Source organism: Spirosoma daeguense, from assembly GCF_054776875.1.
This window is the reverse complement of the sequence record NZ_BAAHBF010000004.1, coordinates 235,297-250,217: the sequence shown is the minus strand read 5'-3', so window position 1 is coordinate 250,217 and position 14,921 is coordinate 235,297. Positions and strand designations below refer to the sequence as shown.

General features: G+C 44.8%; 10 protein-coding genes. 4 read left to right on the top strand and 6 right to left on the bottom strand.

What is annotated here, in order from left to right:
• Positions 1-344: 344 nt before the first annotated feature.
• Positions 345-578, top strand: a complete 234-nt coding sequence (locus ACYVD4_RS13955) for a DUF2905 domain-containing protein (protein ID WP_460946599.1) — start codon at positions 345-347, stop codon at positions 576-578.
• Here the strand turns inward: ACYVD4_RS13955 and ACYVD4_RS13950 are convergent.
• The 3 genes from ACYVD4_RS13950 to ACYVD4_RS13940 form a co-directional block, all read right to left on the bottom strand.
• Positions 544-2,103, bottom strand: a complete 1,560-nt coding sequence (locus tag ACYVD4_RS13950) for a hypothetical protein (protein WP_460946597.1) — start codon at positions 2,101-2,103, stop codon at positions 544-546. The two genes, ACYVD4_RS13955 and ACYVD4_RS13950, sit on opposite strands and share 35 nt — an antisense overlap.
• 145 nt (positions 2,104-2,248) lie before the next feature.
• Positions 2,249-3,052, bottom strand: coding sequence for a TIM barrel protein (locus ACYVD4_RS13945; RefSeq protein ID WP_460946595.1), 804 nt, complete (start codon positions 3,050-3,052; stop codon positions 2,249-2,251).
• A 55-nt stretch (positions 3,053-3,107) separates the two neighbouring features.
• Positions 3,108-3,764, bottom strand: coding sequence for a hypothetical protein (locus ACYVD4_RS13940; RefSeq protein WP_460946593.1), 657 nt, complete (start codon positions 3,762-3,764; stop codon positions 3,108-3,110).
• A 140-nt stretch (positions 3,765-3,904) separates the two neighbouring features.
• On the opposite strand from ACYVD4_RS13940, the gene fbaA reads away from it, so the two are divergent.
• The 3 genes from fbaA to ACYVD4_RS13925 all read left to right on the top strand — a co-directional run bounded on the left by fbaA (position 3,905) and on the right by ACYVD4_RS13925 (position 9,897).
• Positions 3,905-4,984, top strand: a complete 1,080-nt coding sequence (gene fbaA, locus ACYVD4_RS13935; protein ID WP_460946591.1) for a class II fructose-bisphosphate aldolase — start codon at positions 3,905-3,907, stop codon at positions 4,982-4,984.
• Between the two features lie 466 nt (positions 4,985-5,450).
• A complete protein-coding gene (locus ACYVD4_RS13930; protein ID WP_460946589.1) occupies positions 5,451-8,780 on the top strand; it encodes an efflux RND transporter permease subunit in 3,330 nt (1,109 codons plus the stop codon).
• The gene (locus ACYVD4_RS13925; RefSeq protein WP_460946587.1) at positions 8,764-9,897 is read left to right on the top strand and encodes an efflux RND transporter periplasmic adaptor subunit; all 1,134 of its coding nucleotides are present in this window, start codon (positions 8,764-8,766) and stop codon (positions 9,895-9,897) included. Before ACYVD4_RS13930 ends, ACYVD4_RS13925 begins: the two co-directional genes overlap by 17 nt.
• 67 nt (positions 9,898-9,964) lie before the next feature.
• Here the strand turns inward: ACYVD4_RS13925 and ACYVD4_RS13920 are convergent, their stop codons facing one another.
• The 3 genes from ACYVD4_RS13920 to ACYVD4_RS13910 all read right to left on the bottom strand — a co-directional run bounded on the left by ACYVD4_RS13920 (position 9,965) and on the right by ACYVD4_RS13910 (position 14,825).
• A complete protein-coding gene (locus tag ACYVD4_RS13920) occupies positions 9,965-11,314 on the bottom strand; it encodes a M24 family metallopeptidase (RefSeq protein WP_460946585.1) in 1,350 nt (449 codons plus the stop codon).
• Between the two features lie 136 nt (positions 11,315-11,450).
• Positions 11,451-12,815, bottom strand: a complete 1,365-nt coding sequence (locus ACYVD4_RS13915; RefSeq protein ID WP_460946583.1) for a DUF5018 domain-containing protein — start codon at positions 12,813-12,815, stop codon at positions 11,451-11,453.
• A gap of 6 nt (positions 12,816-12,821) precedes the next feature.
• Positions 12,822-14,825, bottom strand: a complete 2,004-nt coding sequence (locus ACYVD4_RS13910; protein ID WP_460946581.1) for a hypothetical protein — start codon at positions 14,823-14,825, stop codon at positions 12,822-12,824.
• Positions 14,826-14,921 lie beyond the last annotated feature (96 nt).

Genomic DNA, 14,921 nt, shown 5'->3' with positions numbered 1-14,921 from the left:
GACGATTAGCCCACGCGCAATTGCTCCAACCCGGGAGCGTCCACACAGAAAACCCATCTGTACATCCGTACTGGGCTCTGTCAGACCTAACTCAGCGTGCAAAAAGGAGAGAAACAGAGACGCGACGGATGTCGCTTGTGAAATCTGGTGCAAAAGTAAGGAGAAATACTTGAATAAGCAAGTATAAGCTAGTAATTATTGTATTTATTCGAGAATTAGTAATTGCCCAGTACGTTGGTCATTCGTGAAAAGAGTGCTGAGAAACGTAATACCAAACTATATTTGGAACTCCTGAATGCTACGTAGCATTCATTCGGGATTATTTACTTTTTGTTTTACAGGCTATGAAGCCTACAGTTGGCAAATATATTATTTTGATTGGTGCTGCTCTAATACTAGTGGGGCTGGTCGTTTACTATTTCGGCGATAAACTGCACTGGCTCGGCCGCTTACCGGGCGACATACGTATCGAGGGTAAAGAGGGAGGAGGCTTTTATTTTCCCGTCGTTACGTGTATTGTTATCAGCCTCTTACTAAATCTGATTATCGTTCTGATCCGTCGGTTTTTCGGTTCTTAACACTGGTTGATTTCGCCGGTTGGTTTTCAGAGTTCTCTTGATACGTTAGCTTATTGAGATAGAACACCTCTCGTTGCTGTGCCACATTTTTCGATGGGGCAATTTTCTGGAATCCACAGGCCAGAAAATGCTGCCCATACCAAGCCATCAGGTTATCCTGAGCCGAAAAGGTAACTTTTTCCTCTTCGGCATTCGTGTGAAGTTTAAATCTCTCGCTTTCTTTCAGGATTTTATTCCGCTGAATCACTTCTGTGGTGATTTCTCCATCGCTCGGATACGCCAGCACAATCCGGTCGCCCTGCTGCGAAACCTGCACCATTTCTGTTAAATCCCGGCTTATTAATTCTTTAATAGGCAGGCAATTATCCCAGAGTAATTTTCCTTGTTTGCTGAATTCGCAAATGAAGGCGTGCGTATACCGATAGCCATCATAGCGATCGGTATTACGTACATAACCACCATAAGCAATCGTACTGCCGCGATACTGAGGATAATATACTTCTGCTACCAATATCAGCCCTTCGGGCGTAGGTTGCAGATCGTGGACCAACAACCGATAATGGAATTTGTAATCTTTACCTTCTTCCTTCTTTTTCTGGGCTTTAGCCAGCAGTTTCTGCTGACGTTGTGGCTTTAGGAAATTGAAAAAGTTCTCCAGTTGCGAAAACTCAATGTATTGAATCGCATCGATTGGCTCAGCGGTTGTTTCACCATGACGTAAACGTGTTACGTAAATTCCTTGTGAATAAGGTGTGCAATCCGTCGAATAATTGCCTACAAGCAACGACTCCTGATCATTGAGGGGTAATAACTTACCCGAAATCAAGCTATTCTGCGCTCCATCAAAATCTGTGACACGTAGCAGTTTGCTGTCGTAATCATAGGTACGTAGTGAAAATTTGCAATGACGCTTCAGCGAATGAACCAGTACGTTAACCTGCTGTCGTGTTTCGTCAACTTCCAGGCTGCTGATTTCCATTCGATTGACGTACATCCCCGGTAGTACTTTCGCTGAGTGGTCGAAGAAGGAGAATGCCATTACTACAGGGCGGCCGTGCCGATAACCGCCAATATAGGCCTGACTACCCATCACTTTAAATTCATGTACGTCGAACTGGTCGATGAGTTTACCTTCAAACGTTTCTAACGTACCATCGTCGAGGTGCAGGCGGAGAAACTGAAACTTATCGGAATCGTCTTCGCGAAAAATATGATAAACGAACTGGTTTGTATTGTACCCCATTACGGGTTTGAACGTAGCGTTTGGTTCGAAAGTAGTTTGCCAGATACGTTTCAGGTTAACATCGTATTTCTGGAAATTAAACTTAGGAGAATGATTGTCGAGAAAACCGCCTGTTCTAATTGTGACTAATATACCTTGTTCTTGAAGGGGTGTTACGTCGAAAGATTCTGCTTCATCTGGGTCCGACGGAATTTCGATCCGTAGCGAATGCGCCAACTGTGCCCGTACCGAACAGTGGGAGATTAGGAGCAATAACCAGATTATGTAGAGCTTTCGGAGCATAGAGTCAAATTTACGAATACGACTTTTGAATTGCGAACAGGTTTACTGTTCAGAGCAAAAATCATACTACAATTACTACGTAACGCGGACATTCTGTTCGCTGTGATGTTTATTAAAACCAGACGGACAGAATGTCCGCGTTACGTTATTGCCAGCGTTTTTTTAGGAAATCCTTCATGAATATGTTCACATCCCACTGACTGGCAACGGGTTGCTGAGTAAACGGTAAGGTTGGTAAATAACCCGCTGGACCAAATTCACACGTAACCGTGAGTGTTGGTACGTTTGCTTTTTGAAGCCGTGCCCGAATCGCATCCCACCATTTGGCATGAGTTTCGAGGGCGTCTTTCCATTCCGGTGCGCGCGGATCGTTTACCTGCGGGCCTTCGGGATGGCCAACCCGGCAATGAATATGATCGCTTACCGCAATAGCGCGATTTACATTATCGGCCTGATCGGCCATGTACGATTCTGCTACGTTGACCCAGTGCGAATAATCGGCAGTAAGACGCAATTCGGGTATTTTCAATAGATAATACTGAATAGCTGGAGCACTATATGAAAATCGGCCCCGGTGGGTTTCGTGCAGAATACGAACACCAGTTTGCTTTTGCACATCTGTAGCTACCTGAATTAGTTCTGCGTTTTGCTCAAACGTGAAGTAATCATGCCCCGTGTGTGCATTGATAAACAATGGTTTATACGAGGTAATGTCGAGCAGGTCGTCGTGATATTTTTTCTTGTGTTCGGCGAAGTTCGAACCACTGCCAAAAGCCATCAGAATTACCTCAAGACCATTGTCACGAGTGACCTGCATGGCTTCTTTACGTTTGTCGCGACCGGCGGCAATTTCCATACCATCGTATCCGGCGGTTTTGATTCGTTTTGCCGCATCAGAATAAGACAGGTTTTCCATGCCCCACGTTGGGCAGAAGAATAGCGTTTTCAAAAGGATAAGGAGCTTGGTTTATAGAAAGCAATGAAATTTTACTGAGATTTTAGGATTATGCAACCCATAATTGAGCCGACCCTACGATTATCCAGTGCCCGTTTTTCAATTCTAGGAACACCAAATTGCCCGAACCGGCCTTTGAGTCACTGATTTTAGAACAGTAGCATATTGCCTTATTGGTATCGCCAGAGTAAACAGCATTGGATAAACTGACGATAGCGCCAAAATTGCTATAGTCTGCTTGCAGCGCATAATAACCACGAAAGCGAGAATCTTTACCAAAATAATGTTCCTGCATTTCTGATGACCAGACAGCAGTCTTATTGCATTGTAAATCAAGTGGTTTTTGAATAGAAAATTTTTGGAACCTACTACTGTCAACCGAAGCGATAAACTGTTGCCATGCCGGATCTTTATAAAATGTGAATTCCTTGGGAAGTAGATAGGTTAAGCTTTCTTGTGCTTTTGTAAAGTCAAATCTGAAACCGTAACGAGTTTGTACTTCTGTAACCGGATTAATAAACAATACCCGATTCTGGAGATAAGTATATTTTGCATTGCCGCATTTCGAAAAATGGTTAAGTATAGCACTAAAAACTATGTAGTCCTTATCGGGTAGTGACGGATGAGATGTTTGATCAGGGTAATTTTGCGCTGATAATCTTCCTAGGCTGATAAAAAGGAGAACTAAATATCTGGAGAATATCATGTTTATAAATTAGTTGAGTGGAAAGCAATAGTAGCAAAATTGGTCTAATATCCCCAACTTTACCCTCCGAAATCAAATAGAGTTGCTGAGAGTCTTTCTGGTAAACTCTTTCTGAGAATAATACAAAAATAGACTAACTTATGAGCGAAGCTGCCACTCGATTTGCCCCCGGCGTAGTGACCGGTGAAGGCGTTAGCGAACTTTTTCGTCACGCCAATGAAAATGATTATGCGTTACCAGCCGTCAACGTTGTTGGAACGGATTCGGTAAATGCTGTTCTTGAAACGGCAAAAGTCGTTAACTCGCCGGTAATCATTCAGTTCTCAAATGGGGGCGGCATTTTTTATGCTGGTAAATCGCTTCCAAACGATAAGCAACAGGCGGCTATTGCTGGCTCTATTTCGGGAGCGTTGCACGTGCACCGTGTAGCTGAACTTTACGGCGTTCCGGCTATTTTGCATACCGACCACTGCGCTAAAAAATTATTGCCCTGGATCGACGGTCTGCTAACGGCTGGTGAAAAGCATTTCGAAGAAACGGGTAAACCCCTGTTCTCGTCGCACATGCTCGATCTGTCGGAAGAGCCAATCGAAGAAAACATCGAGATCTGTGCGAAATACTTCGAGCGGATGGCCAAAATTGGCATGACGCTTGAAATTGAATTGGGGGTAACGGGTGGTGAAGAAGACGGCGTTGATAACTCAGATGTCGACGATTCGAAACTGTATACCCAGCCTTCTGAAGTAGCGTATGCGTATGAAGAGCTGAGCAAGATTTCGCCGAACTTCACTATTGCGGCTGCTTTCGGAAACGTACACGGTGTTTATAAGCCCGGTAACGTGAAACTGTCGCCGATTATCCTGCACAATTCTCAGGAGTATATTCAGGAGAAATACAACACAGGGCCATTGCCAGTGAATTTCGTATTCCACGGTGGTTCGGGCTCGAGCCGCGAAGAAATCCGCGAAGCCATCAAATACGGTGCGATCAAAATGAACATCGATACCGATATGCAATGGGCTATGTGGGAAGGTATTCTGAAATACTACAAAGCAAAAGAAGGCTATCTGCAATCGCAGTTGGGTAATCCCGAAGGTGCCGATTCACCAAACAAAAAATACTACGATCCACGTGTGTGGCTGCGTAAAGGCGAAGAAAGCATGGTATCGCGTTTGAAACTAGCTTTCGAAGATTTGAACTGTATCAACCGGCTTGCGTAGTAATTAATATCGCATTACGTTGTTTTTACGAAATGTCGATCTCAAACGAGATCGACATTTTTTTATGAATTTTACTACGCACTACGCTGGGTATTTTTCAGGTTTATTCCAGACAAAGAAGATACACGTAGCAACTGTGATAAAACCCGTAGTGCAACCTGATTTATACTACATTTTACGAATAAATAGCTCGTATATGCATAAGGGTTTTTACTTAAACACCGACCATTAAGTAAGTTTCTCATTGCTTAACAACGTATCTTAAAATGCCATGAAGACGCGAGCCAACGGGGTGGGAGTTTCGACCAAATTCATTAACTTTCAGGATGATATATACTGAGATAGTATAGATCATGGAAAAAATTGGCTTTTATGGGAAGGCACTCACCCATTGCAAATACAGCAAAAAAAATGAGCTGTATTTGCAATGGGTGAGTGATGGATTTAAGAAGATTTTGAATAAACTATGGATTTAATTCGTGCCGCCTTACGTAAACCTATTTCAATTCTGGTGATCGTGGCCAGTTTGTTTTATTTTGGCGTGGGCGCAGTTCGTAATATCAAGATTGATATTTTCCCAAACCTCAACCTCCCGGTCATTTACATTTCGCAGCCATTTGGCGGGTACACGCCTAACCAGATGGAGTCGTTCTTTGGGAAACAGTACGTTAACTTGCTCCTCTACGTATCGGGGGTTAAAAGCATCGAATCCAAAAATATTCAGGGTATTACGTTGCTAAAATTAACTTTTTACGAAGGCACGAATATGGCGCAGGCGGCTGCCGAAGTATCAGCTTATTCGAACCGGGCGCAGTCGAGTTTTCCGCCCGGATCGCAACCGCCCTTTATTCTCCGATTCGATGCCTCTACGTTACCTGTTGGGCAATTAGTATTAAGTAGTCCGAGCCGAACGAACAATGAGTTGCAGGATATGGCCAACGTGTATATCCGATCGGGATTCACGTCGATTCCCGGTCTGGTATCGCCCGCGCCATTTGGCGGGAACTCCCGCTCTATTGTGATTAAAGCTAATCCTGAACTGCTACGTGCCCATAATCTAACCCCCGATCAGTTGGTGGCCGCGCTGCGTATTAATAATCAGGCGACTCCGGCCGGTAATGTACGTATCGGCGATCTGAACTATTTTACGCCAGCTAACACCACAATTCGGGACATTGCCGACTTTGGCAACATTCCTCTTTATACCGGAACAGTTCAAAACCTGTATCTGAAAGACGTAGCAACCATTGAAGACGGAGCCGACATTACGCAGGGGTACGTACTGGTAAATGGAAAACGGTCGGTTTATCTGCCTATTACCAAATCGGCAGATGCGTCGACCTGGGAAGTTGTACAGAACTTAAAAGCCGCTTTGCCTCGGTTTCAGTCGTTACTCCCCGAAGACGTTACGTTGACCTACACCTTCGACCAGTCTGTATATGTAATCAATGCTGTTGAGAGTTTGATGACCGAAGGGGCTATCGGGGCTATCTTGACGGGGCTTATGGTACTGCTCTTTTTGGGCGACTGGCGTGGTGCCTTGATTGTAATTATCACGATTCCGACCTGTATCATTTCGGGTGTATTGTTTCTGTCACTCTTTGGGCAGACGATCAATATTATGACGCTGAGCGGACTTTCGCTGGCTATCGGTATTCTGGTCGATGAGAGTACGGTGACAATAGAGAATATTCACCAGCATCTCGACATGGGCAAACCCAAGGCGTTGGCTATTTGGGATGCCTGTAAGGAAATCGCGTTCTCGAAACTGCTGATTCTATTCTGTATTCTGGCCGTATTCGCTCCTGCCTTCACTATGACGGGCATTCCGGGCGCACTGTTTCTGCCGCTGGCCTTAGCGATTGGTTTCTCGATGATTACATCGTATCTGATGGCGCAAACGCTGGTGCCTGTGCTGGCAAACTGGATGATGAAAGCACACCATCCGGCTCAGCAGGCACACGTAGCAAAGCAGGAATTGATAGCCAACGGATCTGCTAAAGTCAACGGCCAAAACGGAAAAACACTATCGAACGGAAATGGACATAAGGAGCATGAAGATGCTATCGAAGAAAAGAAAAAACTGGCTCATCGGAAAGACCTCAATAACGATGGCACGATCAGTTTCTTCGAACGTATTCGTGCCCGATTTGTCCGGTTTATCGGTCGGACGTTGCCGTATCGCAGACCTATCGTATTGATTTATGTGCTTGGCTCTATGGCAATTGCGGGCGTATTAATTACCATAATTGGCCGCGACGTATTGCCACGGGTGAACGGAAGTCAGTTTCAGGTACGTTTACGTAGCCCGGATGGTACCCGACTGGAGAAAACCGAAGCGACTATGCTCAAAACCATTGATGTACTTTACGATATGGTGGGAAAAGAGAACGTAGAGATTACGTCGGCGATGGTGGGTATGCACGGTTCTCAATTCTCGACTAGCCCGATTTACTTATTCATGGCGGGGCCGCAGGAGGGCGTTCTACAGGTGAGTTTGAAGGAAGATTATGACGTTGACCTAGATGTATTGAAAGACAAATTCAGGGCAAGTATGAAAAAGGCCATGCCCGATGTCAAACTCTCCTTCGAGCCAATTGAACTGACCGACAAAATTCTAAGTCAGGGTTCGCCAACGCCCATTGAGGTGAAACTTACAGGAAAGAACAAGAAACAGAATGAAGAATATGCGAATAAAGTAATTGCCCGGCTAAATCAAATACCGTATCTGCGCGACGTTCAGATTGGTCAGGCGATAAAATACCCTACGATTAACGTTGAAATTGATCGGGTACGTGCTGCACAATTGGGTACAGATATTTCGTCGATTTCTCGCTCATTGATCGCGTCTACGTCGTCGTCACGCTATACGGAGAAGAGTGTCTGGATTGATCCGAAATCGAGCCAGAGTTATACGGTGATGGTTCAGGTACCGGAAAATCAGATGACGAGTATCAACGATTTGGGCGAAATTCCGATAGTGCCAAATGCCAACCGACCAATTTTGAGCGATGTTGCTACGTTGAAAAAAGGCACAACCTATGGCGAAAACGATAACATCGGAGCTATTCCAGTACTGTCGGTAACGGCTAATTTGAACGATATCGATTTAGGAACAGCCGCCAAAGACGTGCAGAAAGCTATTGACTCACTCGGCGAATTGCCGCGCGGTCTGACCATAAAAATGCAGGGATTAACCCAGGTATTGATCGATACGCTCGATAGCCTGGAAACCGGATTACTTACGGCCATTGTGGTTATTTTCCTGATGCTGGCGGCTAATTTCCAATCGTTCAAAGTATCCTTGGTCGTGTTATGTACCGTTCCGGCGGTGTTGGTTGGTTCGCTCGCTTTATTAATGCTGACAGGCTCGACACTCAACCTGCAATCGTACATGGGCATGATCATGTCGGTAGGCGTATCAATTTCCAATGCGGTACTGATGGTGACCAATGCGGAAGAGCTTCGCCGACGCAACGGCAATGCATTACTGTCGGCTCGGGAAGCGGCATCGGTACGTATGCGCCCAATTGTGATGACCAGCGTAGCGATGGTGGTTGGTATGATTCCGATGGCATCTGGAATTGGCGAGGGCGGCTCTCAAGCGGCTCCGCTGGGCCGGGCCGTGATTGGTGGACTCATCGCGTCGACGTTTGCCGCGCTGTTTATTCTGCCACTGGTTTTTGCCTGGGTACAGAATAAAACCACAACCGAATCGGTATCGCTTGATCCTGAAGATAAAGAAAGTAAATATTACATCCCCAGTACATCTAGTTCCTATGAAACGGCCAATTAGTAAACCAGTACGTAGTCTGCTTGTTGGAATAAGCTGCCTGCTGCTGGTCGCTATAGCAACAGAATGCCACTCGCCAGAAAGCAAAGCGGAATCCAAATCGAAAGAAAATGCTCTGGCCGATGCACCAGCGGCTACCGAAGTTTTCGATCTGAAACGAGGTAAATTATCATCCGCCCTACAAATTCCGGGTGAGCTGGTTGCGTTTCGGGATGTCGATATTTATGCAAAGGTGAGCGGTTTTATCAGCAAGCTATCTGTCGACGTTGGTTCGGAGGTGAGCCAAGGACAGGTGCTGGCCGTGGCCGAAGCACCCGAATTGAGCGCACAATTAGCATCGGCCGATTCAAAATTAAAGGGTCAGGAAGCGCTCTCGATTGCCAGCAAAGCCAACTACGAACGGATTCTGGAAGCCAGCAAATTTTCGGGAGCCGTATCGAAAAACGACGTCGATCAGGCACTAGCGAAACGTAACGCAGATCTCGCGCAACTGGAAGCCGCTAAATCAGCCTATCGGGAAGTTGCTACGTTGAAAAATTACCTGACTATTAGAGCCCCGTTTAGCGGGGTTATCAGTGCACGTAACGCGAGCACAGGAGCATATATTGGCCCGGCTGGGAAAGGTTCAGAATTTCCGCTGTTCGTGCTGACCGAGCAGAAAAAACTTCGTCTCGTCATTTCTATTCCTGAAGCATATACTGGTTACGTTAACCAGAATAGTCAGGTTAGTTTCACCGTAAAAGCGTTTCCAGACCGGAAGTTTACAGGTACGGTAAAACGACTATCGGGCGCACTGGATAAACGCCTACGGTCGGAACGGGTTGAAGTTGACGTACTGAATGCAGATAAAAAACTGTTGCCTGGTATGATTGCCGAAGTGAACCTGCCGTTGCCTACGCAAAGCAATACGTTTATTGTACCTAAATCAGCCATCGTAAACGCTACGTCGGGCGTTTTCGTGATTCGGGTTAAAGATGAGAAAGCGGAGTGGGTACCGGTAAAAAGAGGTCTTGAAGCTGACGAAAAAGTTGAAGTTTTCGGCCAACTGAGCGATGATGATAAACTGGTGAAAACCGCTTCTGAAGAAATGCGCGATGGCGCGGCCATTAAAACGAAATGATTTTTTCGACAGGATTAACAAGATGGAACTGTTGAAATCCTGTCCATCTTGTTAACCCTGTCGAAAACTATTTTACATACCCCAATTTGCGGGGAATGGTATAAATCTCAGTCTGGCGGCCGTCAATATAACGGAAGGTTTGTCCATCGAAAAAGCCGTCTTCTTCGAGCATGATACGTACCACTTTCTTCCACTCCGGAATTTCGACAGCAGCATTCAATTCAATCGAATAAGCCGTATTCGATAGCAACGGATAATCGCCGGAGCCGGGAACGCCTTTTTGCTGATCCCACAAACCAATAGTTGGTCCTGCCGCATGACCATGTACGCCAATCGGATGGGAGTAAATTGTGCCGTTGATGCCTTCTTTTTTCGACTGTTCAAGTGCGGCCAGCAGCATCTGATTTCCGGTTTTGCCTGACTTAAATTGCTCAGTCAGAATATCCTGCAAACGGTTGCCCTGTTTGAAAGCCGCTTTAATAGCTTCTGGTACGTCGGTTTCTCCAGGACGTAGCACGTAGGCATGTTGTTGCTGATCGGTGTTCAGACGTAGATACGTAATACCAAAATCAACGTGGAGTAAATCGCCGGGCATAATCACCTGTTTATCGGGACGTTTCGAGAACGTACGAAGGTGTTCAAACTGCTGATTGTCGGCCCGTTGTACGTCAACCGTTGGATGAAACCACGTATCGAGGCCAAGGCTGGTGATACGTTGGCGGAACCACCATACTACGTCGTCGGTAGTGGTCACGCCCGGCTGGATAACCTGTTCCGAAAAGCCTTCCTGAATAATCTGGTGCGACAGCCGACAGATAAGCGGATAAATCGCCATTTCTTTTTCGGTACGTGTCTCGAGCCAGCCAACGGCCACTTTCTCTGCCGATACGATACGTTTCTGATAATCGGCAGGTAGCTTTTTCAAAAACTCTTCGTGTTCGGTAAACGACAATCCATCGGCATGGCCATAGTTGAGTGATACGTTCAGGCCGATTTTCTTTGGCTTACGATCTTCAATTACCTTCGCCAAAGCTTCCCACTGATTCGGGCGTACGTCGATATCCCACGCACCTTTTAGCAGATTACCAACATCGTAGCGGGCAATAGCTAACTTCTCTATTTCTTTCCCATTATCGAAGAAGACCATAATGGTACGTCGACGGGCCGAAAGCCAGGTGCTGGGCAACATGGTACGTAGCACCGGATCTTCGTTGTATTCGCGGGAAATGATAACCCACATATCGATACCTTCGCGACGCATCAATTGTGGCAGCAAGTTTGCAAATCGATCTTCCAGAATTTCGTCGACAATACGTGCCCGCTCGCGCTCGGGCAGGATGTTGGAAGGGGAAGGCTGAGCCAGCGTACTAAGTTGGGTGATGAAGAGGAAAAAAGCCAGATAGACGTAACGTATCATACAATTGCTTGAAACAGGTTGTTTTCAGGCAAGATACGTAAAATGTTTTCTGGCAGAATTTTCAATAGGATATATGAATGATTTCTTACTAAAAATCCTGAAATTCTGCCAGAAATAGCATAAAATACCTAGTGAGTTATTGGCAATTGGAGTATGTGTATTTATAAGTTGATACTGTGCCATCCAAAGCAACAGCTTTAGCATCGATTGGGTAGTTGTTTTTGTTATAGGTATATGTAATTGTGCCTGTCTGTCCCTTTGTGTTTTTAGCTTGAACAATGTTGTTAGCCATGCCAAATGAACTGTAACGAATAAGGTAGACTAACAAAATTCGCTGAGGTTTGCTGGCCAGCAATGGGTTGTTTTTAGTATCATAACTATATTCAAACGTATCCGGCTCTCGATTGTCGCCCCATAAACCAGTGATTCTGACAATATTCCCATTTAAGTATCCAAATGTTGTTTTCTCATTGGTAGTCTGACCGGGATTTGAATTCGATTCAATAGGCTCATTTTGGTCGTTAAATTTAAACCGGCTAGAGGCAATGTAATCGCCCACAAGCTTATTACTGGCATCATATATTTCCATCTTTGTTACTTTTCCATTCTGATAAGAGAAACGGGTGGTGCTGCTTCCCGAACCTGCTTCTATCACCTGAACTACATTCCCGTCTGTATCATAACTGATAGACAATGTGCTTGCACTACTTCCTGAAGATGTACGTTTTATCTGATTGATGCGCCCCGTTTGATCATAGCCAAAGTTGGTTATATCAGTGCGGGAACTGCCTGAGCTTGTAGTGTACGTATCCTCAAATTGAGTGAGAAGGCAAGGGGTGCTATTCGGCACTACAGCACTTTTCTCCACCTTCACTTCGTAAACCAGTGTACTGCCATCTTCTGCTGTTACTGTATAACTAACCGGATTGGTATAATTCTGCACTACGCCTGATGCGGGTGCTAGGTTTGCTTTAGCCGACGTAGTGATGGTTGGTACAAGCTTAGTAATGTCGGTGGTGGAGGGGACTATAGCTGCAACCTTACGTGTATTTTGATCTATTGAAGCCGTAACAACAGGGCTCAGGGCCGCGAAGCTGAATGCTGTAATCTGTTTTTCAGAAGATTTAGGTGCAGCCAGTACCACCACTTTAACAGTTACTGTTTGTTTTGTTCCATCGGTTTTGGTGATGGTATACGTAACAGGATTGGTATAGTCGCGGGCAATGGTTGGGTCAGGATCAATTTTACTGCCCGTTGTAATCGGAATACTGATTTTGAGAGTCTTGACATCAGTTCCTGCCGGAACGGTAATGGTATAGGCTGAACCACTGGCGTCAGCAATAACACTTGCACTGGCTAGCCCGGTTACGGCTGGGTTCGCGGTTATTGCATTGCCCAATGGCGTAGTTGGTGTTGGCTGGCTTTCTTCTTTTTTGCAGGAAAGTACTAGCGTAAATATCCCTAACAGGATAAACAGGAATGGTGTGGATAGAGATTTCATACGTATTTATTTGCCAATTGGGTCAATAAGCTCTCTATAAAATGTGATGTCCAGAACAGAGTAGGCTCGTTCGTTACTTAGGTTTGGTAATACTGTTTCAGAAAATCGCTTGGTTCCGATTGAAAGAGCTTTATCGAAAGAATCACGCGAAACCTGAATCTTATCCATCGTATCAGTATACAGGGAAAGGTTTTTTGAACCGATTAGTGTCGTTTCTAAAAAAACTGGATCTCGTTCCTTCCATGTTTGACCATCTCTGGTTTTAGGTTTAGTACAAAACCCTAAAAAAGCGTGGCCTGGAATTGTAACTATGAGTGGGTCTATGCCTATTTTTTTAAGTACAGATGCAAAGGCAACAGTCCCGTCAATACAGTTTGCTTGGGCATATTGATACACTTTACTTAGTGGCTGTACATATTGACTAACAATTCCAGTTGTTAAACTTAAATCGGAGCCTGTTAAACTGGAGTATTTTATACCTCGATTTTGCATAGATGCCCAAATGGCCGCTACCTCATCGATTACATCACTACGATCACCTTGGTAACCTCCAAATGATTTGATTACACGCATCTTTAATGCTTCCTGTGTAATTAGATCTACAGTAGGGTCTTTTTCATTTACATAGGCAGTGAACATAAATCTACGATTTTTGAAAGGCTCACCTTTGGCCTGATAACCAAAAATGCAATCGTAGATAGTTTTCATTTTAACAGTCTTAAACCGTTGGGAAGTTATTCCGGAGATAGGCATTGCTAATTTATATTCCAGATTCACTACAAACTCTTGCTCCTGATTACGCAATGATTCAGTTTTCCAGGCAATTGTAGGAAATAATATATATCGTTTTCCTCGCTCTTTAAGCACATAATTCCGCTTATTAGGTACGATGTATCGACCATCAGTATCGCTAATTTCGAGGCTAAATTCAAAATCAGTGCTAGGGCTGGTAACTACGATTCCCAATACGCTAGCACAATCATTAGCCTCGTGAAAACTGGGGTCTTCGCAACCAATAAGCTTAATTAAGCGTGAACTGGCGCGGCTTAATACGTACGATGGGAATATAATATCCTCATTAAATTCAATAAGTGGCTTCCAGTCTAATTTATCCGGATTTTTGGCCACTAATGCAGCGTACTCACGAGCTTTACGCTCTTGCTCCTCCCGCTCTTTTTTTTCCTTTGCTTCTTGCTCCTGCTTAGCAATCCGTTCCTTTTCTTCCAGTTCTTTACGACGTTGCTCAGCTAGTACTCGTTGCTTTTCTTGCTCATCTCTAGTACGTTGCTCTTCAGATTCGTAAGCTGCTACGTTGTTTCGGGGAATCAACAGATAGGGATATGTACTCTGGTCGTATTTAACAAAATTCTGGTTCTGTTTCCGATTGTAATCGGAAAGCCAATTGTTGAAGTTATTGGCTGCAACTTGCTCAATTCTGGAAGGTTTTCTTTTACCAACAAGCACATAAATTCCATATAATCCTCCTACATAAAGCCCTGTTAGTCCCAGCGATTTGGCATTATTTATACGCTGTTGGTCGGAATATGGGTTGCCATTCTTGTCTTGACTCTGCGCGTAACCTAACCCACCCAGCAGGAGTGCCGCTCCTGCCGTAACACCTAAATAACCGGCTAGCTTACCACCTTTTTTAGAAACTTGATAGGACGGTTGAATCCGTTGCGCACCGTGATGCGATGTCTGAATAATCTGACCCATCGGAACGCGAACGGTACAAGCATTAGAGAGAATTACTAGGGCTAAAAGTATAGGAATAGATTGCTTAAGTGAACCAGCTTTTGAATTCATAGAGTAAATGATTTCATTATTTTTAATGAATATACTGTCACTTACCCAGGGCGATTCGGCAACTTTACCAATCCCGGTATTTTCTTGACGAACCCGCCAATTGGCGCAACGAACGTTTACATGCTGCGCGGCTGAAGAATAAGAACGAAGCTGTTTTATTATTTTAACAGCGTGCTCAGGCAACGTCGGGGTGTTGTTTCGCATCTACAAAGTGATAGCTTTGATAAACCGCCAAACCTAACTATGTATGGTATCACGCTACGGTTTCGTTAGCTTATTGGTCCCATACCGAATCCAACT